Annotated in this window: 23 protein-coding genes, 1 pseudogene and 1 riboswitch; of the genes and pseudogenes, 19 read left to right on the forward strand and 5 right to left on the reverse strand. The window is 70.8% G+C overall.

What is annotated here, in order from left to right; all coding sequences use genetic code 11:
• Positions 1–187 precede the first annotated feature (187 nt).
• The 3 genes from mraZ to ACWPXK_RS27865 all read right to left on the reverse strand — a co-directional run bounded on the left by mraZ (position 188) and on the right by ACWPXK_RS27865 (position 2,043).
• Entirely contained in the window at positions 188–619 is a 432-nt protein-coding gene (mraZ, locus tag ACWPXK_RS27855) for a division/cell wall cluster transcriptional repressor MraZ (RefSeq protein ID WP_040776870.1), read from the reverse strand.
• Between the two features lie 414 nt (positions 620–1,033).
• Positions 1,034–1,453 (reverse strand): DUF3040 domain-containing protein, encoded by a 420-nt coding sequence (locus ACWPXK_RS27860; protein WP_454199124.1) that lies wholly within the window; start codon positions 1,451–1,453, stop codon positions 1,034–1,036.
• A 149-nt stretch (positions 1,454–1,602) separates the two neighbouring features.
• Complete coding sequence (locus ACWPXK_RS27865; protein ID WP_364336373.1) at positions 1,603–2,043, reverse strand: SAV_6107 family HEPN domain-containing protein; 441 nt, start codon at positions 2,041–2,043, stop codon at positions 1,603–1,605.
• Positions 2,044–2,211: 168 nt separating this feature from the next.
• Between ACWPXK_RS27865 and ACWPXK_RS27870 the strand changes: the two genes are divergently transcribed.
• The 5 genes from ACWPXK_RS27870 to ACWPXK_RS27890 all read left to right on the forward strand — a co-directional run bounded on the left by ACWPXK_RS27870 (position 2,212) and on the right by ACWPXK_RS27890 (position 7,635).
• A complete protein-coding gene (locus tag ACWPXK_RS27870; protein ID WP_454199125.1) occupies positions 2,212–2,823 on the forward strand; it encodes a GNAT family N-acetyltransferase in 612 nt (203 codons plus the stop codon).
• Between the two features lie 7 nt (positions 2,824–2,830).
• Entirely contained in the window at positions 2,831–4,396 is a 1,566-nt protein-coding gene (locus ACWPXK_RS27875; protein WP_454199126.1) for a phytoene desaturase family protein, read from the forward strand.
• 305 nt (positions 4,397–4,701) lie between these two features.
• Positions 4,702–5,466 (forward strand): carotenoid biosynthesis protein, encoded by a 765-nt coding sequence (locus ACWPXK_RS27880; RefSeq protein ID WP_454199157.1) that lies wholly within the window; start codon positions 4,702–4,704, stop codon positions 5,464–5,466.
• Positions 5,467–5,653: 187 nt separating this feature from the next.
• The gene (locus tag ACWPXK_RS27885) at positions 5,654–6,433 is read left to right on the forward strand and encodes an LppM family (lipo)protein (RefSeq protein WP_454199127.1); all 780 of its coding nucleotides are present in this window, start codon (positions 5,654–5,656) and stop codon (positions 6,431–6,433) included.
• Positions 6,434–6,468: 35 nt separating this feature from the next.
• Positions 6,469–7,635 (forward strand): glycosyltransferase, encoded by a 1,167-nt coding sequence (locus ACWPXK_RS27890; protein ID WP_454199128.1) that lies wholly within the window; start codon positions 6,469–6,471, stop codon positions 7,633–7,635.
• Positions 7,636–7,857: 222 nt separating this feature from the next.
• On the opposite strand, the gene ACWPXK_RS27895 is transcribed toward ACWPXK_RS27890, so the two are convergent.
• Positions 7,858–8,559 (reverse strand): hypothetical protein, encoded by a 702-nt coding sequence (locus ACWPXK_RS27895; RefSeq protein ID WP_454199158.1) that lies wholly within the window; start codon positions 8,557–8,559, stop codon positions 7,858–7,860.
• A gap of 381 nt (positions 8,560–8,940) precedes the next feature.
• A riboswitch (SAM riboswitch) is annotated at positions 8,941–9,034 on the forward strand.
• 79 nt (positions 9,035–9,113) lie between these two features.
• On the opposite strand from ACWPXK_RS27895, the gene ACWPXK_RS27900 reads away from it, so the two are divergent.
• From ACWPXK_RS27900 to ACWPXK_RS27955, 12 genes are all read left to right on the forward strand, one after another.
• A complete protein-coding gene (locus ACWPXK_RS27900) occupies positions 9,114–10,016 on the forward strand; it encodes an amino acid ABC transporter permease (RefSeq protein ID WP_454199159.1) in 903 nt (300 codons plus the stop codon).
• Complete coding sequence (locus tag ACWPXK_RS27905; RefSeq protein WP_454199129.1) at positions 10,013–10,780, forward strand: amino acid ABC transporter ATP-binding protein; 768 nt, start codon at positions 10,013–10,015, stop codon at positions 10,778–10,780. Before ACWPXK_RS27900 ends, ACWPXK_RS27905 begins: the two co-directional genes overlap by 4 nt.
• Positions 10,781–10,794: 14 nt before the next feature.
• Positions 10,795–11,754, forward strand: coding sequence for an ABC transporter substrate-binding protein (locus ACWPXK_RS27910; protein ID WP_454199130.1), 960 nt, complete (start codon positions 10,795–10,797; stop codon positions 11,752–11,754).
• A gap of 4 nt (positions 11,755–11,758) precedes the next feature.
• On the forward strand, positions 11,759–12,280 hold the full coding sequence (locus ACWPXK_RS27915; protein WP_454199131.1) for a GNAT family N-acetyltransferase: 522 nt from the start codon (positions 11,759–11,761) through the stop codon (positions 12,278–12,280).
• On the forward strand, positions 12,277–13,389 hold the full coding sequence (locus ACWPXK_RS27920; protein ID WP_454199132.1) for an LLM class flavin-dependent oxidoreductase: 1,113 nt from the start codon (positions 12,277–12,279) through the stop codon (positions 13,387–13,389). Before ACWPXK_RS27915 ends, ACWPXK_RS27920 begins: the two co-directional genes overlap by 4 nt.
• Positions 13,386–15,002 (forward strand): ABC transporter substrate-binding protein, encoded by a 1,617-nt coding sequence (locus ACWPXK_RS27925; RefSeq protein ID WP_454199133.1) that lies wholly within the window; start codon positions 13,386–13,388, stop codon positions 15,000–15,002. The genes ACWPXK_RS27920 and ACWPXK_RS27925 overlap by 4 nt, the downstream gene beginning before the upstream one ends.
• 3 nt (positions 15,003–15,005) lie before the next feature.
• Positions 15,006–16,013: an ABC transporter permease gene (locus ACWPXK_RS27930; protein WP_454199134.1), complete on the forward strand. Its 1,008-nt coding sequence runs from the start codon at positions 15,006–15,008 to the stop codon at positions 16,011–16,013.
• An 89-nt stretch (positions 16,014–16,102) separates the two neighbouring features.
• Entirely contained in the window at positions 16,103–16,939 is an 837-nt protein-coding gene (locus tag ACWPXK_RS27935; protein ID WP_454199160.1) for an ABC transporter permease, read from the forward strand.
• Between the two features lie 130 nt (positions 16,940–17,069).
• Positions 17,070–18,719, forward strand: a complete 1,650-nt coding sequence (locus ACWPXK_RS27940) for a dipeptide ABC transporter ATP-binding protein (protein WP_454199135.1) — start codon at positions 17,070–17,072, stop codon at positions 18,717–18,719.
• Complete coding sequence (locus ACWPXK_RS27945; RefSeq protein ID WP_454199136.1) at positions 18,719–19,234, forward strand: hypothetical protein; 516 nt, start codon at positions 18,719–18,721, stop codon at positions 19,232–19,234. Before ACWPXK_RS27940 ends, ACWPXK_RS27945 begins: the two co-directional genes overlap by 1 nt.
• An 88-nt stretch (positions 19,235–19,322) precedes the next feature.
• Entirely contained in the window at positions 19,323–20,129 is an 807-nt protein-coding gene (locus ACWPXK_RS27950) for a DUF1684 domain-containing protein (RefSeq protein ID WP_454199137.1), read from the forward strand.
• A 2-nt stretch (positions 20,130–20,131) separates the two neighbouring features.
• A complete protein-coding gene (locus ACWPXK_RS27955) occupies positions 20,132–21,283 on the forward strand; it encodes an LLM class flavin-dependent oxidoreductase (RefSeq protein WP_454199161.1) in 1,152 nt (383 codons plus the stop codon).
• Between the two features lie 63 nt (positions 21,284–21,346).
• On the opposite strand, the gene ACWPXK_RS27960 is transcribed toward ACWPXK_RS27955, so the two are convergent.
• Positions 21,347–22,348 carry a methylenetetrahydrofolate reductase gene (locus ACWPXK_RS27960; protein ID WP_454199138.1) on the reverse strand — a complete coding sequence of 334 codons (1,002 nt, stop codon included), beginning with the start codon at positions 22,346–22,348 and terminating at the stop codon, positions 21,347–21,349.
• A gap of 182 nt (positions 22,349–22,530) precedes the next feature.
• On the opposite strand from ACWPXK_RS27960, the gene ACWPXK_RS27965 reads away from it, so the two are divergent.
• Positions 22,531–23,664: a polyprenyl synthetase family protein gene (locus ACWPXK_RS27965; protein ID WP_454199139.1), complete on the forward strand. Its 1,134-nt coding sequence runs from the start codon at positions 22,531–22,533 to the stop codon at positions 23,662–23,664.
• Positions 23,665–23,677: 13 nt separating this feature from the next.
• Positions 23,678–25,297 (forward strand): annotated as a pseudogene (gene crtI / locus ACWPXK_RS27970) (phytoene desaturase family protein); the annotation flags it as partial.
• Positions 25,298–25,409: the final 112 nt, after the last annotated feature.

Below are 25,409 nucleotides of genomic sequence, written 5' to 3' on the forward strand. Positions count from 1 at the left end.
GTCTGCCTCGCGTCGTCGCGCACCGCACACGGGTCGCCTTGATACACAGTGCTTTCGATACGGATACGGCTTTCGATACGGATACGAATGCCCCGTGGTCTCTGACCGAACTTCGGCACCTGGCGTCGGGGAAGTACGTCAGGGTCCGCGTCCGGGCAGAGACCGCGCGGCACTCGTTCGCCCGCGGCTAGAAGATTCCGCCCAGCGACTCGTCTCTGGCTTGCGAGAAGTCCTCCTCGTGCTCGGCGAGGTAGGACTCCCACGCCTGCTTATCCCATATCTCCAGGAAGTCGACCGAGCCGATCACCACGCAATCCCGTTTCAGGTTGGCGTAGCGACGGTGGTCGGCCGACAACACGATCCGGCCCTGCGCGTCCGGACGCTGTTCGTCCGTTCCGGCCGCGAGTGCCCGGACGAACGCCCGAGCCTGCGGGTTGCTTCGAGACGCGGCCGCGGCCCGCCGGGCGAGCGCGGTGAACTCTTCCTTCGGGTACACGGCAAGGCTGTGGTCCTGACCCTTCGTGACCATCAACCCTCCCGCCAGATCGTCTCGAAACTTCGCAGGCAACGTGAGTCGCCCTTTGTCGTCCAAGCGAGGTGTGTAGGTACCGAGAAACATCTCGATACCTCCCTAGTCGATCACCTCGCTGGTCGGCCCTTCCGTACTGCGCGCTCCACATTACCCCACTTTCCCCCACTTTCAATCGAAACAGGCGGTGATCTGGCTCCCGACCCAGACGATTCCCCAGGTCATCCCAGCTATCACCGCCGTGGAGAACTTTTCACGAGTTCTGCCGACACGCGCCGCCCCCTGGGACAAACGCCCGAAAACACCCAGCAAACGCCCTGATCCGCCGGGCGCGGACCGCTACGGGCGGCCTGGTGGGGGAAGTTTGTGGGGAGGTGTGGGGAAGCGGGAAGTCCCGCCCGAAGATCATCCGCGCGGCCGGTTTCCACACGCATGAGACGGCGACGCCGCACCATCGCGGTGCGGCGTCGCCGTCTGTGCTGAAGTTGTCAGGCTACGGGCGAGCTATTCTTGCTCGAACCGTCGCCGGAAGCGGTCTTCCATGCGCTCGGAGAAGCCACCGGACTTGCGCTGGCGTCCACGTCCGCCCGAGCCGCCGCCCGAGGAGGTGTCGCCACCGCCGGACCGGTCGTTCTTGGCGGCATTCTTGGAAGTGCCCAGTAGCAGGAGCACGCCCGCACCGAACATGACGATGAACCCGATCAGGCTGATGATCGGGAAGCCGCCGGGCTTCACGGGCGCTGCGATTCCCGCGACGAGGAGAAAGAGGCCGAGGACGAACAACGCCGCGGCCTGGAGTCTGCGACGACTCGAGGTCGAACGTAGCCGTCCGCCGCGGACGGACGAGGCGAATTTGGGATCCTCAGCATAGAGAGCGCTCTCGATCTGTTCGAGCATGCGCTGCTCGTGCTCGGAGAGTGGCACGGTACCTCCCCCGGCACTAGGACGTGGCTGTCGCCTCCGGGTAGGCGACAGATAGCCGACCTTGGCGGCTATCTGACACCAATGATACGAGTTCGATCAGGGCCAGACCACCTTATGGGCGCAGTCGGACGTAGTCCGTCGACGATAACTCAAGCGGTCATGCCGCCGGTCCAGCCCGGCGCGGGTCGCAGCCGGGCCGACGCCGAGAGGAGATCTTCCACGTCATGGAGGAATGCCCCCACCCGGGAAGCGAACTCGTCGGCCTCGTGATCGTCGACATTCCGGTCCAGACCCGCCTCCAGCGCGGCCCGGATCTCCGAGCGCGCGCTGAAGTAGTCGGCCCACATCACGAACTCGGGCGCGGCGCGCTGCAGGAGTACCCACGCGTTGCGCGAGCGCGCCCGGGGCGCCGCGTCGGCGCCCGTGAGCGCGAGCACCGCGCCCGCACCACGCAGCGCGGCCAGGTAGGCGGTGCGGAACCGCTCCCGCGGATCTCGTTCCCCCGCCGCTTGCATGAGCAAACCGTCCGCCCGCTCCAGCAGCTTGCCGGCCCGGCCGGGCTGCCCCGGGTGTTCCACTCGACCAGACATCGCCGTCCCTCCACTTCGCGCACCCTGGTCCGCGTTCGCACTGGAGACGGCGTGCCACACCGCATTCCAGCACCGCTCGGACCGAACAGGTATTCGAACGTTTGAATTGAGCTTGAATATAGAGACGCCCACCGACAAACTTCCGCGTCCGCGCGACCGACGAGAGCCATGACCGCCGTCAAGCCCAATCACACTCCCGCACCCGCCGTCGTCGACCTCTCGGTGGCGGCGCTGCGCTCCCGGCTGCACGACGCGCTGGCGGTCTACGTCGCGGCGATGGACTATCCGCGCGGCACCGAGCACCATCGCGCTCCGATGTGGACCGAGCACACCACCCGGCCCGGCTGGCAGGCCGTCGCCGCGATGGTGCCCGACGACTCGGGCCGGATCGATCTGCGCAGCGCGCCCATCGTGGCAATCGCCTACGGCTACCGCGGCGCCGCCCACCAGTGGTGGCACCAGCAGGTGCACAGCGGAATGCGACGCTCGGGCTGGCCGGAGCACTCCGCGCGCGAACTGCTCTCGGACTATTTCGAGCTGACCGAACTGCATGTGCATCCCACCGCGCAGGGCCGCGGCATCGGCGCCACGCTGCTGGAACGATTGCTGCGCGACCGGACCGAGCGCGCCGTGCTGCTGTCGACCCCCGAGGTCGACGGCGAGGACAACCGCGCCTGGCGGCTGTACCGCAGGGAAGGATTCACCGACGTGGTCCGCAACTTCGTGTTCGCCGGCGACAACCGGCCGTTCGCGATCCTCGGCCGGCGGCTGCCGCTATGAGGGTGACGTGTCGGTAGTCGTCGTCGGCTCGGGGCACAACGCTCTGGTCGCCGCGTGCTACCTGGCCCGCGCCGGGCACGCGGTCGACGTGCTCGAACGCGACGACGTGCTCGGCGGCGCGGTGTCGACGGTCGAGCGGTTCCCCGGCCATCGGGTCGATCGCGGCTCCTCGGCGCACATCATGATCCGCCACACCGGCATCATCGAGGAGCTGGAGCTCGACCGCTTCGGGCTGCGCTACATCGACTGCGACCCATGGGGATTCACACCCGCGTGGGCAGGCCACCCGGCCATCGTGTTCCACCGTGACCTGGACGCGACGTGCGCGTCGATCGCGGCGGCCTGCGGCCCGCGGGACGCGGCGGCGTATCGCCGGTTCGTCCAGGTATGGGGTCCGCGCAGCGCCCGCGTCATGCGTGCGTTCGGTGGCGGGCCCACGCCGGGCAGGCTGGTGCGGTCGTTCTGGGGGCTGGACGCGAAAGGCGGCGGGAGCGCGCTGTCGCGTGAGTTCCTGCAATCCGGAGACGCGTTGCTGGACACCTTCTTCGAGGACGAACGGCTGAAAGCGTCGCTGGCCTGGTTCGGCGCGCAATCCGGTCCGCCGATGTCGGAGCCGGGCACGGCGCCGATGGTCGGCTTCGCCGCGCTTCTGCACACGCTGCCACCGGGCCGCGCCGTTGGCGGCAGTGGTGCACTGACCGAGGCCCTGGTCGCGCGGCTGCGATCCGACGGCGGGGTGGTGCACGCGAACGACGCGGTGACCGCTCTGCAGCGCGTAGACGACGGCTGGCGCGTGCGCACCGCGTCGGGCCGAGAACTGCGCGCCGACATCGTGATCGCGGGCACCCACGTGCTCACCACGCTGGATCTGCTGCGCGACGGCGGGTTCGACGCAGCCCGGCTGGACGACTGGCGGCGGCGCATCCGGGTCGGTCCCGGTATCGGGATGGTGGTGCGGGTCGCCGCCGAGGCGCTGCCGCGCTACCCGGGCAGCCCGATCGAGGACTCCGCTCACGGCCTGCAATTCCTGGTGTCCGATCGAGCGCACCTGCGCCGCGCGCATGGCGCGGCGCTGGCGGGGGAGCTGCCACCACGGCCGGTGGTGCTGGCGATGAGCTTCACCGCGCTGGATCCGACCATCGCGCCGCCGGGCGAGCACCAGCTGTCGCTGTGGGCGCAGTGGCATCCGTACCGGCTGGCGGACGGCCGCGACTGGGCCGCGCTCGCGGAGCGGGAGGGCGATCGGATCATCGCCGAAGTCGATTCCTACGCACCCGGTTTCGCCGACGCGGTGCTGCGCAGGCACGTGCAGACGCCGGTGGACCTGGAGCGCGAACTCGGGCTCGTCGGCGGCAACGTCATGCACGTGGAGATGTCACTGGACCAGATGATGCTGTGGCGTCCGCTGCCGGAACTGTCCCGGCAGCGGGTGCCCGGCGCGCCGGGACTGTATCTGACCGGCGCGTCCACTCATCCCGGTGGCGGCGTCTCCGGGGCGAGCGGCCGCACCGCCGCCCGGCTCGCGCTGCGCGACCTGCGCCGGCACCGGCGTCCGCGGTGGTTCGGGCGATGACCGGCTCGGGCGACTCGCCGCACCACACCGCAGCGACGCGCGAACACCCCCGCACCATCGACGCCGACGTCCGCGGTGGTTCGGCGATGACGCACCAGGATGACCCACCGCACGCAGCGGCAGGCCGGACCGAACCGACACACGAACACCTCACACCATCGCTGCCGACGTCCACGGTTCGGGCGACGCACCAGGATGACCCACCGCACGCAGCGGCAGGCCGGACCGAACCGACACACGAACGCCCCGCACAAACCGCCGAGCATCCCGCAGGCTGGTTCCGCTCCGGGCGGTTTCTCCTACCGGTGTTCCTAGTCGCGCTGACGGTTGTCGCCCAGATCGGTTATCCGCTCACCGTGGGCGGCGCGCGCGACCGGATCACCGCCGTGGTCGTGCTGCTTTCCGCCGGTGCCGCGCTGGCGCATGCGACCGCGACCAGGGGAATCCGGTATGCCCTCGGCTTTCTGGCGCTCGTCTCCGGCATCGGGCTGCTGGCCGAGGTGATCGGCACGGCGACGGGCGTGCCGTTCGGCTGCTACGCCTACGCGGCCGATCGGCTCGGTCCCGCGCTGCTGGACGTGCCGTTGATCGTCGCGCTGGCCTGGACCGGCGGGATGTATCCGGTGTGGGTGGTGGCCGGGATGGTGTCGCGACGCACGTCGTCGCGGATCGCGCTGACCGCGATCGGCGCGGTGGGCTGGGATCTGTTCCTGGATCCGCAGATGGTCGCCGACGGGCAGTGGACCTGGTGCGACACCGGCTCCGGCCTGCCCGGGCTGACGCAGATTCCGTACACGAACTATCTGGGTTGGTTCGGTGTCGCGCTCGTGATGGCGGCATTGCTGGCGGTCTGGGAACACGCGGCGCCCGATCCTGTTCCGTCGCGGCGGCCCAGCGGCCGCGCGGGCGAGCTCGCCGTGCCGGTCGCGCTGTTCCTGTGGACCTGGCTGGGGTCGGCGCTGGCCCATGCCGCGTTCCTCGGCCTGCCGTCGTCCGCGGGTTACGGCCTGGTCGGGATGGGTGTGCTCGGCGTGCCCCTGCTGGCCGTCTCGACTCGCGCGCGGCGCTGACCAGGCCCGGCCCGCTCGCTGCGGCAGGTGGATCCCCGCCCATGACCGCAGCGCCGCCGAGCGAGCAAGCAGAACGCCGGGCCGGACGGAGCACGGCTTGCGGCGACACACGCCCGTCCTCGGGCCACTGTCCGGCCGACGCGCGTCCCGACTGGCGCGTTTCATTCCGGACCGATGGCCTGGCACGATGTCACCCGTGCAGCCGAGTCCCGTCACCACGATGCCCGATGCCCCGGATCGCCCGCAACGCGGCCGCCCACGCCGCGGCGTGCGGGTCGCGGCGGCCGTCCTGCTGGCGGCGTTGCTGGTCCCGGTGCTCGCGAGTTGCCTGCGGGTGCAGGTGTCGATGGGCCTGTCGTCCAACGACCGGGTGTCCGGACGGATCGTCGCCGCCGTGGTGCCCACCGGCTCCGACGACAAGGGTCCGCAGCTCAAGGCGCCCGAATCGCTGGCGGCGAAGGTGCGGGTGGAGCCGTACGCGCAAGACGGATACTCGGGCAGCCAGGTGTTCTTCGAGGACTTGTCGTTCGGCGAGGTGCAACAGCTGGGGCAGCTGTCCGAGCAGACCCAGGGCATGTTCCAGTTGCAGTTCCAGCGCACCGGCGACCTGGTCAGCCTGACCGGCCGGGTCGACCTGAAATCCGTTCCGCCGCACGGCTCCGACGTGCAGTTCACCATCGCGTTCCCGGCCCGGGTCGCGAAGACCAATGGCAGCCGCGAGGGCGACAACGTCGTCTCCTGGAAGCTGCCGCCCGGCGACGTCTCCACGCTCCGGGCCGAGGTCAGCTACGCCGACCCGAATACACGCTCGTTCGCGGGCTGGGCCGGCATCGTCGGCGGCATCACCCTCGCGGTGGCCGCCATCATCGCCGCCTTGGCGTACCTGGACCGCAACCCCGCCCCGCCCGGCGCGCCGGAAGGGTTCTCCCTGAACCGCTGGTGGCGCTCGGTAACGCAGAATCGCTGAGCGGACGGTCGGTGCGCCGGGATAGCGTGGCGCCCATGGTGAGTGCCGATAGGCCGAAAACGTTGCGCGCGAACTCCATCCTGCCCACCTGCGCCACGGCGCTTGCGGTGCTGGGCGCCGGTGTCGCGCTATACAACCGGTTCACCGTGCCGCGGCTGGCGAACACGCCGACCACGGTGATCGAACCGGTCACCGTCTGCGTCCCGGCGCGCGACGAGGCGGACCGGCTACCTGATCTGATCGCCGATCTGCGCGCCCAGCTGGGCGTTCCGCGGTTGGCGGTGCGCATCCTCGACGACGGGTCCACCGACGACACCTCCGCCGCCGCACGCGCGGCGATCGATGGCGATCCCCGATTCAGCTTGCTGCGCACCGAGTCCGACCCCGACCCCGGCTGGACCGGCAAGGCGGCGGCCTGCGTGCGGCTGGCCGAGGGTGTGGCGACGCCGGTGCTGGTCTTCCTGGACGCCGATGTGCGCTTGGCCCCGACGGCTCTCGCGGCGGCGGTGGGCGCTCTGCGCACAGGTGGCGTCGCGTTGGTCTCGCCGTGGCCGCACCAGCTGGCCGGGTCGGCGGCCGAGGCAGTGGTGCAGCCCCTGCTGTGCTGGTCGTGGGCCTCGACGCTGCCGATCAACGCCGCCGATCGGAGCCTGCGCCCGTCCACGGCGGTGGCCTGCGGCCAATTCCTCGTGTTCGACAACGCCGCGTACCGCGCGGTGGGTGGCCACGCCGCGGTGGCCGGGAGCGTCACCGAGGACCTCGAGATCGCACGCACGCTGCGCCGGGCCGGTCACTTCACGGCTTTGGCGGCGGCGGGGCCGCTCGCGCGAACCAGGATGTACCGCGGCGCGAGCGAGCTGGACGCGGGCTACACCCGCTGGCTCTGGTCGGCCTACGACGGCACGATAACGGGCGGGGCCGCGGTGGGAGCGCTTGCTGCCCTTGTCTATTGGCTGCCGCCCGCCGCCGCCGTGCTCGGCAGCGGCCCGGTCCGGCGGAGCGGCCTGCTCGGCTATCTCGCCGCCGTCGCGGGCCGGCTGCTGGCCCGCTCGACGGAAACCGGGGGACCGCTCCGGTACACGGATGTCCTTGCCGCCCTGACACATCCGCTGTCGGTGGGCGCGTACCTGCTGCTGTGGGCGCGTTCGCACCGTGCCCGCCGCCGGGGCACGGTGCGCTGGAAAGGTCGCCCTCTGGAATAGCGCTCACGACTGCGTCTTACTGGCGCTCGACTCCGTCGTGCGCGAGTGCACGCTATGTTATCGGCTCACTCGCCGACGCTCGCTCATGCCGCGCCTCCCTGACGCTCAGCTCCGGCACGAGCGAGAGCTCGGCTGTATCCATCTGTTCGCTCGCTGACGCTCCCTGACGACCGTGCCCCGGCGACCGACGCCATGGTCAGCGCGAGGGTTGCCGACCGAATGTCATGGCACGGTGGTTATTCCGACCGTCGGCAGGAAGTGGCAGGACTTGGCGCCGTTCTGGACCGTGCCGAACACCGCGGCGAGCACGGTGCCACGGCCGGTGTCCACCGGGACCGCGCGCACGCCGCCCATCGGAAGCGACGCGAAGAGGAAGTCCCGGATCGCCTGCTCCGCGGCGGGCCGCAGCTCCGGCGGAACGGCGGCGGGGATCATCGCGCGGGCGACCTCCGACAGCGGCCCCATGCTGGCCGTGCCGCTGCGCCCGGTGTTCAGGTTGACCCAGGCGACCTGCATGCCCGCGGTGTTCGAACCGTCCGCCCCGAGCCCGTAGGGCACGAAGGTGAACATGGCCTGCCCCGCCTTGACGGCGTTGAGGTCGAGGCCGGGAATCTGCACGGTGTTCTTCGGCCACGGACCCGGAATGGAGCCGGCCACCGCGGGCGCAAGGCCGAGGGTCGTGTTGTCGAGGCACAACGCCGCCGCGGCCGGATACAGGAACGGCTCGATGCCGAGCGTGCGGAGCGCGTTGACCGCGGAATTGTAGATGCCCCACAGGTCACCGGGCGCGGCGGTCTGCGTGGTGTGGTCGGAGAATGCGGGAGCCGGGACGTCCGGGGCCGCGAGCGCGGCGCCCGGTCCCGCGAGCGCGAGAGCGACCGAGCCGGTCGCGACAACGGACAACATGGTCAGACGGCGCAACATGATCACGAAACCTCCTCATCGGCGGAACGATCGAGGGGCACAGTACTCCGGCAAACGCAGTCAACAGCCGATATTGCGAACAGCAATTTCGGAGCAGTCCAGTTTGCCCGGATCGGATCGACGGCGCTGATTCGACCCGGCGGGCGAGCCGTATGCTGCACCGGGCCGCCACTGTTCGGCGCCACGCACCCGTCCGGCGATGACGCGACGCCAACCGCTGCCGGATCGATCCGGCAGCGCACGCCTGGCTACTACAAATATCCGATGAATCCGGGCGCTACAAGATCTCCGCTCACGGTGATTACTTCTCTTGTCCAGGGGTTCGCTTGCTGGGCATCATGATTCGGCTCGACCCCGACATCGGCTGACGGGGGCCGGCACCAACCATCCAGAGCGACCGAGAGACCTGGCTCGTCGACGTCGCAGCAACCCCCCGGTCACCGGGTGCGGGTGCTTCCGCCGGGACCGATGGAGGAACCGAAGTGATCATCGACGACCCGCCATGGCGTGAGCGCAGCACACCCGCCCTCGCTCGCGGGGGTGAAACGCCCACCGTGGCCAAGACCCGCCATCCCTGGCGATGGGTGGTCAGTGCTGTCGCCCTGATCCTGCTGGCCCAGTTCGCGCACGGCCTCGCCACCAATCCCGGCTGGGACTGGCCGACGTTCGCGCGGTACATCACGGCGAAATCGGTGCTGGCGGCATTGCGGGTGACCTTGGAGCTCACCGTGTGGGGCACCGCGCTGGGGTTCCTGCTCGGTACCGCGCTCGCGGTCGCCCGGCTGTCGAACAATCCGGTGCTGCGGGTGATCTCGTGGGTCTACATCTGGGCGTTCCGTTCCATCCCGTTGATCGTGCAGCTGCTGTTCTGGTTCAACATCGCCTACCTGTACCAGACGCTCTCGGTGGGCATCCCGTTCGGCCCGGCGCTGTTCACCTTCGAGGTGAACGGCGTGATCAGCGGCTTCACCGCCGCCGTGATCGGCCTGGCTCTGCACCAGGCGGCGTATTCCGCCGAAATCATTCGCGCCGGATTCATCTCGGTAGACGCGGGCCAGCTGGAAGCCGCCGCCGCGCTGGGGATCCCCCGGCTGCGGCAGTTCCGCACCGTGGTGGTCCCGCAGGCGATGCGCTCGATCCTGCCGAACGCGACCAACGAGGTGATCAGCCTGTTCAAGGGCACCTCGATCGTGTCGGTGATGGCGATCGCGGAGCTGTTCTACCAGGTCCAGGTGATCTACGGGCGCAACGGGCGAGTGGTGCCGCTGCTGATGGTCGCGACGGTCTGGTACATCGTGCTCACCACCGTGCTCTCGGTGGCGCAGTACTACATCGAGCGCCACTACGCCAAAGGCGCGCACCGCACCCCGCCGCCGACGCCGCTCCAGCGCACGTGGCGGAAGCTGCGGGAAGTCGCCGAGATCGGCTCCGCCGCACCGCGCGGAGCGACCCGATGACCGTCACGCCCGCCGTCGAGGTTCGCGGCGTCCGGAAATCCTATGGCATGCATCAGGTTCTGCGCGGCATCGATCTGACCGTGCGCTCCGGCGAGGTCGTCGCGGTGATCGGCCCGTCCGGCTCCGGTAAGTCGACCCTGCTGCGCGTGGTGAATCACCTGGAATCGCTGGACGCGGGCACCGTGCGTATCGACGGCGAGCTGATCGGATACCGCCTGCGCCGCAACCGGCTGCACGCGCTGCCGGATCGGGAGGTGCGCGAGCAGCGCTCCCGGATCGGATTCGTCTTCCAGCAGTTCAATCTGTTCCCGCACCTGACGGTGCTCGGCAACGTGACGCTCGCGCCGCTTTCCGCGCAGCGACGTGACCGCGCCGAAGTCGAGCGGGAGGCCATGGACCTGCTCGAGCGCGTCGGCATCGGACAGCTCGCCGATGCCTATCCACGAAGGCTGTCCGGCGGGCAGCAGCAACGCGTGGCCATCGCCAGGGCGCTGGCGCTGCGGCCGCGCGTGATCCTGTTCGACGAGCCGACCTCCGCGCTGGACCCGGAGCTGGTCGGCGAGGTGCTCGACGTGATCCGCGACCTCGCGCACGGCGGCACCGCCCTCGTGATCGTCACGCACGAAATCGGTTTCGCTCGTGAAGTCGCCGACACCGTGGTGTTCCTCGACGAGGGCGTCATCGTCGAGCAGGGCCCGCCCTCGGTGGTCCTCGTCCAGCCCGAACACCCGCGCACCCGCGCCTTCCTTTCCCGAGTCCGCTGATGAACAGGTATCCGATGAAGCTTTCCACCCTGGTCACCGCCGCCGCGACCGCGGTCGTGCTGCTGGCGACCGGCTGCACCGAACCCGAGGCGGATTCCGCCGCGCAGCCCGCAGGGTCGATCACCTTCGATCTGTCCCCCGCCCAGCCCGGTCGCGTCCGGGCCGCGAAGGTCGACGCCATCGCCGCGGAAGTGCCGCAGGCGATCCGCGATCGCGGCACGCTGATCGTGACCGGCGCGGCCGGCGCCGCGCCGCCGCTGCGGTTCTACGCCACCGACGACAAGACCGTGGTCGGCTCCGAAGTCGACTTCGCCTCGCTGATCGCCGACATCCTCGGCCTGCGACTCGACGCGCAGGTGGCGGATTGGTCGCAGAACTTCGTGCGGGTGGACTCGGGCGAGGTGGACGCGTTCGTCTCCAACGTGACCGTCACGGAGGAGCGCAAGGAGAAGTACGACTTCGCGACCTACCGCAAGGACAACGTCGCTCTGGAGGTGCCGATCCAGAGCACGCTGGAGTACTCCGGCCGTACCAGCTTGGCGGGCAAGCGGATCGGCGTGGGCAGCGGCACCAACCAGGAACAGTTGCTGGTCAAGTGGAACGAGCAGAACCGGGCCGAGGGCCTTCCGCCGATCGACATCGCCTACTTCCAGCAGACCACCGACTACTACCTGGCGCTGGCCTCGCAGCGGTTGGACGGCTATCTCGGCCCCAACCCGACCGCGATCTACCACGCGGCCACCGCGAAGCAGACCAAGATCGTGGGCACCTTCTCCGGCGCGGGCGAGGCGCTGCAAGGCGAGATCGCGGTGCTCACCAAGAAGGACAACGGCCTGATCAGGGCGGTGCAGCACGCGCTGGCCCACGCCATCGAGCACGGCACCTACCAGCAGGTGATCGACCGCTGGGGGTTGCACAGCGAGACGGTCGCCGAGTCGCGGATCAACCCGCCCGGCCTGCCGAAGAAGCGGTGAGCCGGTGACCAAGCAGCTTTCGACCGCGACACTGCGCGTACACCGGGTGGCCCAGGACGACCCGCTGGCCGCACCCCTGCTGGCCGAACTCGCGCTCGAATACAGCAGCCGCTACGGCGGTACGCCCGGCGAAGTGCACGCCTCGCTGCGCGAGCACCCGGCCACGGCGTTCGCGCCGCCGCACGGCGCCCTGCTGGTCGTCACCCGGGACGGGGAGGCGGTGGCGGGCGGCGCGTTTCAGCGCTTCGACGCGCGGACCGCGGAGCTGAAACGGATCTGGACCTCCCGCGAGCACCGCAGGCAGGGGCTCGGGCGGTTCGTGCTCGACCAGCTGGAGGCCGAGATCACCCGCCGCGGCTACCGGCGCGTCTACCTGACCACCGGACCGCGCCAGCCCGAAGCCGTCGGTCTCTACCTCGCGGCGGGCTACCTCCCGCTCTACGACCCGGACCTGCCCGCGGAACAGATCGGGCCGCACCCGTTCGAAAAACACCTGCCCGCCGCCAGTTTCGGAGCGACCGCATGAAGTTCCTGCTGTTCACCCTCGTCACCCGGGTACCGGACCCACGGACCGGCCGCCTGCCCGGTACCCGCGAGCGCCTGCGTGATGTCGTCGGCCAGGCGCGACTGGCCGAAGAGCTGGGCTACGACGGGTTCGCCGTCGGCGAGCGGCACGAGGACCCGTTCCTGTCCGCCGCGCCGCCGGTGCTCCTCGCCCATCTGGCCGCCGTGACCTCGCGGATCACGCTGTTCACCGCGGTGACCACGCTGAGCCTGCTCGACCCGGTGCGCGCCTTCGAGGACTACTCGACGCTGGACAACCTCGCCGGCGGCCGGCTGGAGCTGATCATCGGCAAGGGCAACGGCGCCGCGCAGGCGCAGCTGTTCCACGTCACCCCCGACGACCAGTGGGATCGCAATCGCGAAGGCTACGAGCTGCTGCGGGCACTGTGGGACAGCGACAGCGTCACCTGGTCCGGTCGGTTCCGTCCGCCGCTACGCGAGGCCAAGGCGCTGCCGCGGCCGTTGCAGCCGAAGATCCGGATCTGGCACGGCAGCGCGACCAGCCGCGAGTCGGTGGAACTGGCCGCGCGCCACGGTGATCCGCTGTTCTCGGCGAACGTCACCAATCCGATCGAGCCCTACGCCGAGCTGGTGCGCCACTACCGGGAGCGCTGGGCGTTCTACGGCAACGACCCAGCCGACGCGCTCGTCGGAGCGGGCACCGCCGGATTCCAGGTGGCCCGCACCTCGCAGGAGGCGCGGACGGCTTTCGCGCCGATCTTCCAGGCGCGACTGGCCTTGGCGCGCAAGCTCGGGCTGCCCGTCGTGTTCGAGACCCTGGACGACTTCGTGACGCGCAGCTCGGCGTTGATCGGCAGCCCCGAGCAGGTGATCGACAAGGTCGGCCGCCAGCACGAGCGGCTCGGCCACGAGGTGATCCATCTGTCCGCCGAACGCGACGGGCGCCCCGAACGGCAGTACCTGGACGGCCTGGAGCTGTTCCAGGCCGAGGTGGCGCCCGAACTGCGCCGCCGCATTCCCAGCCGGCCGTTGGCGACCGGCATCGCCGACGCCGATCCCGAACCGGGCGAGGAGCTCGCCCACACCGAAGTATCTGGAGTTGCCCCGTGAACCGATCCCGTCACCGAATCCTCGCGCTGGCAGGCGCGCTCGCCGCGGCCACCACGGTGGCCGCCTGCGGCAGTGATTCGGCCGCGCCCGGCGACGCGGGCCCGCCCCAGCCCGGCGGCACCATGCGCTACGGCTTGTCCCAGGCGCCGACCTGCTCGGACCCGGCGCAGGCTGGTACCAACCAGACCATCTACGTGGCCCGGCAGATCGTCGATTCGCTGACCGACCAGGATCCGGCCACCGGCGAGCTGAAGCCGTGGCTGGCACAACGCTGGGAGGTGAGCCCGGACGCGAAGGTGTTCACCTTCCACCTGGCCGACGGCGTCACTTTCAGCGACGGCACGCCGCTCACCGCGGACTCGGTGCGCAATACGTTCGACTCGATCATCGAGCTCGGTTCCGGCAAAGCACCGCTGGGCAGCAGCTACCTCACCAACTACGTCGGTACCACCGCCGTCGACCGGCGCACCGCGCGGGTGGAGTTCAGTAAGCCCAACGCGCAGTTCCTGCAGGCGTCCTCGACCACGCAGCTCGGCATCCTGGCCGATGTCACCACGGCCAAGCCCGCCGAGCAGCGCTGCCTCGGCGACAACGTGGGCAGCGGTCCGTTCACCTATGCGTCCTACCGCCAGGACGCGGCGGTGACGCTGGCCAAGCGCACCGGCTACGGCTGGGGATCGGCGGTGTTCGCGCACCGCGGCGAGGCCTACCTCGACAAGATCGAGTTCACCGTGGTGCCGGAATCCGGCGTGCGCACCGGCAGTCTCGCCTCCGGGCAGCTGGACGCGATCAGCGACGCGCTGCCGCAGGACGCGCCACAGATCGAAGCCGGGGGCGGACGGGTGCTCAGCACCGCCAATCCCGGCGTGCCGTTCGGGTTCCAGCCCAACGTCACTCGCGGACCGCTGCGCGATCCGGCGGTGCGCCAGGCGCTGCTGCCCGCCATCGACCGCAAACAACTGGTGGACACCGTGCTCGGTCCCCAGTTCAAGCCCGCGACCAGCACGCTGGCCAGTAAGACCCCCGGCTATACCGATCTCTCGGCGCGCCTGGCCTACGATCCGGGCAAGGCGCGCGGCATCCTCGACCAAGCGGGTTGGGTACCCGGCGCGGACGGCATCCGGGCGAAGAACGGTGAGCGCCTGTCGTTCTCGGTGCTCTTCAGCCAGGTCTTCGCCGGCAACCAGGCGATCATCGAGCTGGTGCAGCAGCAGCTGCGGCAGGTCGGCGTCGAGCTGAAGCTGGATCTGGTGTCGGCCGCGGAGACCACGGCGCGGCAGAACGCCAAGAACTTCGACACCGCCTATTACAACAGCACCCGCGCCGACGGCGACATCCTGCGCACCTCGTTCGCGGTCGACGGCCGCAACCTCAATGCCCGCGAGCCGATTCCCGCGCTGGACGACGCGCTGACCGGGCAACTGAGCACCGTGGACACCGCGGCGCGCAACGCGCTGATCCGCACCGCGCAACAGCAGATACTCGACGCGGGCTTGTGGATCCCGACCGTCGAGCTGTCCCAGGCGATCGGGGCCGGGGCGAACACGCACGATCTGAAGTTCGAAGCCTCGGCGCGGCTGCAGTTCTTCGACACCTGGCTGAGCGGGCGGTAGCCCATGGCGCGCTATCTGGTCCTGCGGGCGCTGCAGGCGATCTGGGTGCTGTGGGCGGCGTTCACGCTGTCGTTCGTGGTGTTGTACCTGCTGCCCGCCGACCCGGTCTCGATCGCGGCCGACGGTGGCGGCGCGGGCACGCCGGTGGACAAGGCCGCCATCGCCGAGCTGCAAGCGCGCTACGGGCTGGATCGGCCGCTGTGGGACCAGTATCTGGGCGCGCTCGGGCACGCCGTCCGCGGCGATCTCGGGCGCTCCATCGCCACGGGGCAGCCCGTCACCGACGCGATCGGTGACGCGCTGCCCGCCACCCTCGCACTGACCGGCACAGCCTTGCTCTTCGCCGTCCTCGGCGGCGTCTCGGTCGCGTTCGCGGCCACCTACACCCGCCGTCCGTGGCTGCGCAACGCCCTGGCCGCGCTGCCGTCGCTCGGGGTGTCGGTGCCGACCTTCTGGACCGGACTGCTGTTGCTGCAACTGTTCTCGTTCCATTGGCGGCTGGCGCCCGCGTTCGGCGGGCACGGCGTCGCAGGCACGGTGCTGCCCGCGCTCACCCTTGCCCTGCCGATCGGCGCGGTGATCGCGCAGGTGCTCACCGCCGGGCTGGAAACCACGTGGCGTCAGCCGTTCGTCGACGTGGCGCTGGCCAAGGGCGGGTCGCGCTGGTGGGTGCAGCGCACCCATGTGCTGCGCCCGGCGAGTGTGCCCGCGTTCACCATCGCGGGCGTCCTGGTCGGCAACATGCTGGCCGGGTCGGTGGTGGTGGAGACGGTCTTCGCCCGTCAGGGCGTCGGGCGGCTGACCCAGACCGCCGTGCTGGCCCAGGACATCCCGGTGGTGCAGGGCATCGTGCTGCTCACCTCGGTGGTGTTCGTCAGCGTGAACCTCGCCGTGGACCTGATCTATCCGCTGCTCGACCCTCGCATCGCGACGCGGTCGCGCGGCGGCGCCGACCTCGAGTCCGAGCCCACCGCCGTCGACGCCGCCGAGGAGGCGATCATCCGTGCCTGACACTTGCCCGTCGTTCGTCCTGGCGGCGCCGCGTGCCGAGGAGGTGACGACTCGTGGTTGACGCGACCGAGGAACGCCGCGGTGCGGTCCTGCCCGGCCTGCGGCGACCGGCCGGAAGCTGGAAGTGGTTGCGGGACAACGCCGGACTGCTGGTGGCGGGCGCCGTCGCGCTGCTCGCCGTAGGGTGGGCGCTTGCGCCGTCGGTCTTCGCGAGCGGCGACCCGCTGACCGGGGTCCCCGCGCAGAAGTTCCAGGCACCCAGCGCCGAACACTGGTTCGGCACCGACAATCTCGGGCGCGACCTCTATACCCGGATGGTGCACGGCGCGGGGCTCTCGCTGACCGCCACCCTCGCCGCGGTCGGCATCGCGCTCGTCGCCGGGTCGGTTCTCGGCCTGCTGTCGGGTGCGATCGGCGGTGTGATCGACGCGATCGTCATGCGGTTGGTCGACGTGTTGCTGTCCATCCCTTCGCTGCTGCTTTCTCTCGCGCTGGTGACCGCGCTCGGCTTCGGCACCGGCAATGTGGCCGTCGCGGTGGGTATTTCGCTGGTGGCCAATTTCGCGCGCGTGATGCGTTCGGAGGTGCTGCGGGTGCGTCAGGCGGTCTATGTGGAGGCCGCCCACGCCGCGGGCGTCCGCTGGTACACGGTGCTGGCCGGGCACGTGCTGCCCAACGCCTACCAGCCGGTCCTCGCGCTGGCCGCGGTCGAGTTCGGCATGGCGGTGCTGTCGGTGTCGGCGCTGAGCTTCCTCGGCTACGGCGCGAAACCACCCACCCCCGAGTGGGGCACCCTGATCTCCGAAGGCCGTAACTATCTCGCGACCGCCTGGTGGATGACCACCCTGCCCGGATTCGTCATCATCGCCGTCGTCCTCGCCGCTCAGCGCCTCGGGCGCGCCATCGCGAAGGGGGAACACGCGTGAGCGAGCGATACAACCGACCCCTCGCTCGGGACGGCGCCGGACGCCGGCGAGGCGCGGACATGAGCGTCCGGCCTGGAAGCGGCAGCCTGTTCGACCGCGTGGAGCACGCGAATGCCGAGGAGGACACAGCATGAGCGCCACTACTTCTCCGGCGGAGAACCGAGCGCAGGAGGCAGCCCCGCTGCTCCGCGTCGACGACCTGCGGGTTCGCTATCGGTCTGACATGGGACCGGTCATCGCGCTGGCCGGTGTCTCGCTCACCGTGGCCCGCGGCGAGGTGGTTGCGCTGGTCGGCGAGTCCGGGTCCGGCAAGTCCACACTCGCCCGAGCCGTGATCGGGCTGCACGGGGTCAACGCCGAGATCACCGGTGGCACCATCACGTTCGACGGCTCGGTGGTCGATATCGGCTCCGAACGTGCGCTGCGGCGGCTACGCGGAGCCCGGATCGGTTTCGTCCCGCAGGACCCGGGGTTGTCGCTGAACCCCGTGCGGCGCGTCGGCGACCAAGTGGCCGAAGCGCTGCTCGTGCACGGGCCGGCCGACCGCAGATCAGCGCGAGCTCGAGCGATCGAGCTGCTCGCCGACGCCGGGCTGGACCGGCCGCAGCTGCGCGCGGCGCAGTACCCGCACGAGCTATCCGGCGGGCAGCGCCAACGGGTGCTGATCGCGGCCGCCCTGGCCTGCGCACCGGACCTGGTCATCGCCGACGAGCCGACCAGCGCGCTGGACGCCACCGTCGCCCGCCGGGTACTGGACCGGCTCGCGGAGCAGATCGCGGCACGCGGCACGGCGGTACTGCTGATCACCCACGATCTGGCCGTGGCCGCCGAACGCGCGGACCGGCTCGTCGTGCTCAGCGGCGGCGAGGTGGTGGAGAGCGGCCCGACCGCCGAGCTGCTGGCCGCGCCGCGCCACCCGTACACCAAGCGGCTGCTCGCCGCCTCGCCGAGCCTCGCTCCGCCGGGTGCCTACCGCGCCGCCGAACCCCGGGACGGCGAGCCGCTGCTGGTCCTGCGCGAGGTGCACAAGACCTTCCGGGCGCGGGGCGGCGATACGGTGACCGCAGTGGCCGGAGTCGGATTCGAGCTCGGCCGCGGGGAAACCCTGTCACTGGTCGGCGAGTCCGGCTCGGGCAAGTCCACCACGGCGCGAATCGCGTTGCGGCTCACCGAACCCGATCGCGGCGAGGTCATCTTCGACGGCCAGGAGTTGTCGACGGTGCGCGGCGCGCGACTGCGTGCGCTGCGCAAGCGCTTCCAGGTGGTGTACCAGAACCCGTACGCCTCCTTGGACCCGCGCTGGCGGGTGGGCTCGATCATCGAGGAACCTTTGCGCGCGTTCGGAATCGGTGCTCGCGCGGCGCGCCGGGAACGGGTGGCCGAATTGCTCGAGCAGGTCGCGTTGCCCGCGGAGTTCGCGCAGCGCCGTCCCGCCGAACTGTCCGGCGGACAACGCCAGCGCGTCGCCATCGCCCGGGCCCTGGCCCTGCATCCCGAGCTGCTCGTGCTCGACGAACCGGTCTCGGCGCTGGACGCGTCGGTGCAGGCGCAGATCCTCGAGCTGCTGGACCGCCTGCAGGCCGAGCTGTCGCTGAGCTACCTGTTCATCTCGCACGATCTGGCGGTGGTCCGCCGCATCAGCGATCACGTCGCGGTGCTGCGGAACGGCCGCGTCGTCGAAAGCGGCCGCACCGCCGACATTTTCGGCAACCCGCGGCACGCATACACGCGCGAGCTGCTGTCGGCCATTCCCGCACCCGTCGCGAAAGGCGCTTGCTGATGCCGAATCCGACCTACCGCCACAGCCGGGTGCTGAACCGGCACGAACGCCGGGCGCCATGCCGCAGCCGACCCGAACCGGCCGCGCCCGCCCCGACCACCCGTATCCGCACACCGGAGCCCACCACCGGCCACGAGCCGAGCACGTGGTGGCACTCACCGAAAAGGATCGCGCTGATGGTGTATTCCGCCTTCTCCCATCGGAAACCGGCCGACTCCGGCATCGAGCCGCGCCCTGGGCCGAACGTTCCCGCCGACCGTGCCGAGTCCGATACCGGCCCGGCACGGTGGTGGCGCACCCACCTGCGCGCGCCGCGCGTCACCGAGACGCCCGACGGTGGGCGCGTGCACCCCACCGCGCCGCTGCGCGCCGAACGGGATCGCCGCGTCGGCCGGCCAGCGCACCGGCGGCGCGCCGAACTGTGGCAGCAGGCGCTGTTCCTGGCTCCCGACGTGGCCGGTGCGGGCGTCCACCCGGCACTGCACCGGCAGATCGACGCCGACGGCACAGCCTGATGCCGCGCCTCGCAATCAGCCCGCGTGACCATCTCGGCCTGCGCGATCTCCACCACCACAGCACCGCCCCCGAAGGAGCGACAGCCTCATGACCACCAGCATCACCAGCGTTTTCGAGACCGAGTGGGCACGCTGGCACCACGCGCGCGAAGACCAGTTGCGCGACCCGCTCGGCTTCCTCGGCCTGACCGCGCTGCACTGGCTCACCGACCGCCCCGAGCGGCTGCCGGACGTGCCGGGCACCTGGTGGGTCACCGACGACAAGGTGTTCATCACCGCGCAGCCCGGCGACCGGCTGGAGTACGACGGCCTCGGCATCGCGGGCGTGCAGATCGTCACGCCCGCCGAAGGCGCCCCTGGACTCCGGGTGCGGCAGGAGAACCGGGTCCTCGAGGTGATCCGCCGCACCGGCCGCTACGCCGTCCGGGTACACGATCCGGCCGCACCCGGCCTGCTGAACTTCGACGGAATCCCGGCCTACGCGCCGGACCCACGGTGGGTCGTGCACGGCCGGTTCACGCCATTCGACAACCAGCGGACCGTGACCACCGGCGCGGTGGTCGACGGCCTCGAGCACCACCACAACGCCTCCGGCACCATCGAATTCCACATCGGCGAGGTGACCGAACGCGTCGTCGCGTTCGGCGATCCGGACCACCTGCGCGTGCTGTTCACCGACGCGACCAGCGGTGTCACGACCTATCCCGCGGCGCGCTCGCTCGCGGTCGGCGCACCCGGCGCGGACGGCACCGTGGTGCTGGACTTCAACCGGGCCGCCAACCTGCCCTGCGCCTTCACCGATTTCGCGACCTGCCCGGTGGCGCCCGCACAGAACCGGCTGCGCGTGGCCATCGAGGCGGGCGAACAGGATCCCCGGCAGGGGCGGGCGGCGTGAGCATTCCCATTCCACTCTCGATCCTCGACCTCTCCCCGATCAGCGCGGGCTCGACCCCGCAGCAGGCGTTGCGCAACACCATCGATCTGGCCCAGCACGCCGAACAGTGGGGCTACCACCGGTATTGGCTGGCCGAACACCATTTCGTCTCGGTGGCGAGCTCGTCATCGATCACGCTCATCGGGCTGGTCGCGGCGGCGACGACGCGCATCCGGGTGGGTTCGGCGGCCGTGCAGGTCGGCCACCACACGTCGGCGTCGATCGTGGAGGCGTTCGGCACGATCGACGCGCTGCACCCGGGCCGGCTCGACCTCGGGCTCGGACGCTCGGGGCATCGGCGCAGCCAGTTCGGTGCGGAAGCCGCGCGGCCCAAGGGCGGCAAACCCGTGGGCGATTCCGTGACCGGACGCACCGCGATCCGCGATGGTGTCGTGGTTCCACCGCCGTTCGATCCGGGGCGCATCGTGGACCGGTCGAGGTTCATCGCCTCGCTGAGCGCGCTACAGCAGCGCGGCGCGCAGCCACTGGACTTCGCCGAGCAGGTCGACGAGGTACGGGCGCTGCTGGACGGCACCTTCGTCAGCCCCGAAGGCGTTGCGCTGCACGCGGTTCCCGGCGAGGGCGCGCAGGTGCAGCTGTGGGTGTTCGGCAGCAGTGCGGGCGAGAGCGCGGAACTGGCCGGCCGACTGGGTCTTCCGTTCGCCGCGGCGTATCACGTCTCACCCGGAACCGCCCTGGACGCGATCGAGGCCTACCGTGCGGCATTCCGCCCCTCGGCGATCCTGGCCGAGCCGTACGCGGTGATCTCCGCGGACGTCGTCGTGGCGAACGACGACGCGACCGCCCAGCAGCTGGCCGCCAGCTACGGCCACTGGGTCCACAGCATCCGCAGCGGCGCGGGCGCGGCCCCCTACCTGGACCCGGCGACCATCGCACCACTCACCGCGGAGCAGCGACGGCTGGTCGACGACCGCCTGGCCACCCAGTTCGTGGGCTCACCGAGCACCGTCGTGGAGCGGCTCGCCGCGCTGCAACAGGTCGGCGGGGCTGACGAACTGCTGGTCACCAGCGTCACCCATCGGCACGCCGACCGGCTCGAATCACACCGGCTGCTCGCCGAGGCGTGGGGGTTGCGCGCGGCGCGCGCGGCCTGAACGCCGCCGCCCTGTCCCACACACTGCGCCACAGAGCGTTTCGTCACATGATCCGGGCGGCGTTCAGGCGCTGATCGGTGCGGCGGTGACGCCGTAGCCGAGGTTGGTGAGCACCTCGCTGGTCGCCTTGGCGAAGTTGAGCGTGATGAAGTGCAGGCAGGGCGCGCCCTCGTCGATCAGACGCTGGGCCATCTCGGTGGCGATCTCGATGCCCGCCGCACGCACCGCGGCCGCGTTCTCCTCGGGGCCGTCGCCCGCCGCCGTCCGTAGCCGGTCCATCACGGCGGCGGGCAGCGGCCTGCCGCACAGTTCCTCGGCGCGCTGGACGGTGCGCAGCGAGGTGATCGGCATCAGCTCCGGGATGATCGGCTTGGCGGCCTCGATCGGGTCGAACGCCGCGAGGCGATCGCGCAGGCGCAGATAGTGCTCGACGTCGAAGAACATCTGGGTGATCGAATACTCCGCGCCCGCGCGCAGTTTCGCGGCCAGGAACGCGGTGTCGGTCGCCAGGTCCGGCGAGCGGTGGTGCCCCTGCGGGAACGAGGCCACGCCGACATGGAAATCGCCGAGATCGCGCACGATGCGCACCAGTTCCTCGGCGTAGGAGACGCCCTCGGGGTGCTTGTGCCACTCGCCGAGCGGATCGCCCGGCGGGTCGCCGCGCAGCACCAGGATATTGCGGATGCCGGAGTCGGCGTAGGCGCCGACCAGCGAGCGCAGCTCGCCGACGCTGTGCTCCACCGCGGTCAGGTGCGCCACCGGCAGCAGCGTGGTCTCCTGCGCGAGCTGGCCGGTGACGCGCACGGTGCGGTCGCGGGTGGAACCGCCCGCACCGTAGGTCATCGACACGAACGCCGGGTGCATGCGCTCGAACTGCCGCACGGCGCGCCACAGCCGCGCCTCGGCGGCGGCGTCCCGGGGCGGATTGAACTCCACGGAGAACGGCACCGCGCGCCCCGCGTGGGCCCGCAGGCTCTGGACGACCGAGGGTGTGGCAGAGACGTTCGGTTGCGTCCGGGAGGGCCGGCCAGGGGTCGAGCTTCCCCGCACGTTGTCGAAAGTCACCGGTTCAGTGTAAAGGTGACCGGTGGCAGCGCCGTCGAGTCGCTCGGACGGCCCGCGTATTCTTCGGACCGAGGTGGCATGTTCGCCACGCCGGATGACACGCGCGACCGATCTCGCTCGGCCGCGAATCACCCGCAGCGCTCGGGCACCCCGCACGGAGTGCGTCCACCATCCGCACGACCTTGGAGGCTCCCCTGTCCGCCGGAACCGGTACTCAGACGCCGCAGACCGCAGTGCCGCGGCCGGGCACCCCCGCCTTCGTCACCGCCGTGGAAGACGCGCTGACCAGCTTCTTCGCCACCCGCCGCGGCACCGTGGAGCGCCTCGGCCCGGTCTTCGTCGAGGCCGCGGACGCACTGGAGCAGTTCGTGCTGCGCGGCGGAAAACGCACCAGGCCCGCGTTCGCGTGGACCGGGTGGCTCGGCGCGGGCGGCGATCCGCGTGGACCGGAGGCCGCCGCGGTGCTCACCGCCTGCTCGGCGCTGGAACTGGTCCAGGCCTGCGCGCTGATCCACGACGACATCATCGATTCCTCCCGCACCCGCCGCCGCTTCCCCACCGTGCACGTCGACTTCGAGCAGCGCCACCGCGACCGCGGCTGGCCGGGTGACGCGGTCCACTTCGGCACCAGCGTGGCCATCCTGATCGGTGATCTGGCGCTGTCCTGGGCCGATGACATGGTGCACACGTCCGGTCTCGCACCAGCGGCGATCGCCAGGTTCGCGCCGGTGTGGGCCGATATGCGCACCGAGGTGCTCGGCGGCCAACTGCTCGACATCAACGGTGAGGCGGGCGCCGACGAATCGGTGGAGGCCGCGCTGCGGATCAACCGGTACAAGACCGCCGCCTACACCGTCGAACGCCCGCTGCACCTGGGCGCGGCCATCGCCGAAGCCGAACCGAGGCTGATCGAGGCGTACCGCACGTTCGGCACCGCCATCGGCATCGCCTTCCAACTGCGCGACGACCTGCTCGGCGTGTTCGGCGATCCGGCGGTGACCGGCAAGCCCTCCGGCGACGACCTGCGCGAAGGCAAGCGCACCGTGCTGCTGGCCGAGGCGCTGCGCCGCGCCGACGCGAGCGACCCCGCCGCGGGCGCCCTGCTGCGCAGCAGTATCGGCACCGATCTGAGCGCGGACGCGGTGCAACGGCTCCGCGCGCTGCTCGTCGAGCTCGGCGCGGTCGACGAGGTGGAACGCCGGATCACCGAACTCACCGACAGCGGCTTGGCCGCCATCGAAGCCAGTTCGGCGACGCCCGTCGCGAAGGAACGGCTGCGCGCGATGGCGCTGGCCGCGACCAAGCGCGCCGCGTGATCGCCCCGGCGGCTTCGACTACGCACGGCCCGGCGAGGAGGCGGACCAGGTGAGAACCGTTGCGGGACCGACCGATCGCGTGGTCGTCGTCGGCGCGGGCCTGGCCGGGCTGTCGGCCGCGCTGTACCTGACCGGCGCGGGCCACACGGTCACGCTGCTCGAGCGCGCCGACCACCCCGGCGGCCGGGTCGGGCGCTATCGGGGCGCGGACTACGACATCGATTCCGGCGCCACCGTGCTGACGCTGCCCGAGCTGATCACCGACGCGCTCGCCGCCGTCGGCAGCTCCCCGGAAACCTGCGTGCCCCCGCTGCGCATCCACCGGCTGGCGCCCGGCTATCACGCTCGGTTCGCCGACGGCGCCGAGATCAGGGTATTCGCCGACGCGGACGCGATGGAAGCGGAGGTCGAGCGGACCTGTGGCCCCGCTGAGGCGCGTGGATACCGGCGCCTGCGTGACTGGCTGTCCCGCGTCTACGCGGCCGAGTTCACCGAGTTCATGGACACCAACTTCGACTCGCCGCTGGATATGGTGCGGATCGCCGAAAAGCGCCGCGCGCTGGTCGAATTGGTGCGGCTCGGCGGCTTCGGACGACTCGGGCCCCGGGTGCGCCGGTTCCTGCGCGATCCGCGCCTGGCCCGCCTGTTCACCTTCCAGGCCCTCTACGCGGGCATGCCGCCCGCCCGGGCGCTCGCCGTGTACGGCGCGATCCCGCATATGGACACCTCGTTGGGCGTCTACTTCCCCGAGGGCGGCATGCGCGCGATCGCCGTGGCGCTGGCGCAGGCGTTCACCGACGCGGGCGGCAGGCTGGAACTCGGCGCCGAGGTGATCGGGATCGACTACGCGGGCCGCAGGGCCCGCAGCGCCCGCACCGCCGACGGACGCTCATTCGACTGCGACGCGCTCGTGCTCACCGCCGACCTCGGGTCGCTCGACCGTTTCGGCGTGCGGCCCAGGCGCGGACTGCGCGCCTCACCTTCTGCGGTCGTCGCGCACGGCACCGTCCCCGCCGCGATCGCGGCGAGCTGGCCGGTGCAGGCACACCACACCATCGAGTTCGGGCACGCCTGGGACGCCACGTTCGCCGAGATCACCGCGCGCCCCGGCCGTGGCGCGCTGATGAGCGACCCCTCGCTGCTGCTGACCCGGCCCGCGCTCACCGACCCGAGCCTGTTCATCGACCGGCGCGACGGACGGTACGAACCGTTCTCCGTGCTCGCGCCGTGCCCGAATCTGGTGGCGGCGCCGCTGAACTGGCAACGGCTGGGACCCGCTTACCTGCGCGAGCTGCTCACGGTTCTGGAAGCGCGCGGGTACCGCGGCATCGCCGAGCACTTCGCCGTCGATCGGCTCGACACGCCGCAAACATGGCTCGACGCCGGAATGCTGGCGGGCACACCATTCTCCGCGGCGCACCTTTTCCGGCAAACCGGTCCGTTTCGACCGAGCAATTTCCCCCGCTCCAGCGACAACGTGGTTATCGCGGGTTGCGGCACGACCCCCGGTGTCGGCGTGCCGACCGCACTGCTTTCCGGAAAACTGGCGGCAACCCGCATTTCCGGACATATCCGGCACGATCGGCGTGGAACCCCGCGCACCAGCCGGATAGTGTTCGAGGCGACGCCGTAAACTAAGCGCCGACCTATTCGCTCGCGGTTGCGACCGCCGACCATTCGGGGGGACCGACACCAGATGGCATCCCCCGAAACGCGCACCGCAGAGGCCGCCTCTCCCGGCATCA

Source organism: Nocardia sp. Marseille-Q1738 (assembly GCF_965283145.1).

Excerpts from the sequence above, each read along its gene's own strand:
- ACWPXK_RS27945 (WP_454199136.1), top strand. The coding sequence starts at position 18,719 with ATGCCGAATCCGACCTACCGCCACAGCCGGGTGCTGAACCGGCACGAA.
- ACWPXK_RS27930 (WP_454199134.1), top strand. The coding sequence starts at position 15,006 with ATGGCGCGCTATCTGGTCCTGCGGGCGCTGCAGGCGATCTGGGTGCTG.
- ACWPXK_RS27940 (WP_454199135.1), top strand. The coding sequence starts at position 17,070 with ATGAGCGCCACTACTTCTCCGGCGGAGAACCGAGCGCAGGAGGCAGCC.
- ACWPXK_RS27905 (WP_454199129.1), top strand. The coding sequence starts at position 10,013 with ATGACCGTCACGCCCGCCGTCGAGGTTCGCGGCGTCCGGAAATCCTAT.
- ACWPXK_RS27920 (WP_454199132.1), top strand. The coding sequence starts at position 12,277 with ATGAAGTTCCTGCTGTTCACCCTCGTCACCCGGGTACCGGACCCACGG.
- ACWPXK_RS27895 (WP_454199158.1), bottom strand. The coding sequence starts at position 8,559 with ATGTTGCGCCGTCTGACCATGTTGTCCGTTGTCGCGACCGGCTCGGTC.
- ACWPXK_RS27910 (WP_454199130.1), top strand. The coding sequence starts at position 10,795 with ATGAAGCTTTCCACCCTGGTCACCGCCGCCGCGACCGCGGTCGTGCTG.
- ACWPXK_RS27870 (WP_454199125.1), top strand. The coding sequence starts at position 2,212 with ATGACCGCCGTCAAGCCCAATCACACTCCCGCACCCGCCGTCGTCGAC.
- ACWPXK_RS27950 (WP_454199137.1), top strand. The coding sequence starts at position 19,323 with ATGACCACCAGCATCACCAGCGTTTTCGAGACCGAGTGGGCACGCTGG.
- mraZ (WP_040776870.1), bottom strand. The coding sequence starts at position 619 with ATGTTTCTCGGTACCTACACACCTCGCTTGGACGACAAAGGGCGACTC.
- ACWPXK_RS27890 (WP_454199128.1), top strand. The coding sequence starts at position 6,469 with ATGGTGAGTGCCGATAGGCCGAAAACGTTGCGCGCGAACTCCATCCTG.
- ACWPXK_RS27885 (WP_454199127.1), top strand. The coding sequence starts at position 5,654 with ATGTCACCCGTGCAGCCGAGTCCCGTCACCACGATGCCCGATGCCCCG.
- ACWPXK_RS27865 (WP_364336373.1), bottom strand. The coding sequence starts at position 2,043 with ATGTCTGGTCGAGTGGAACACCCGGGGCAGCCCGGCCGGGCCGGCAAG.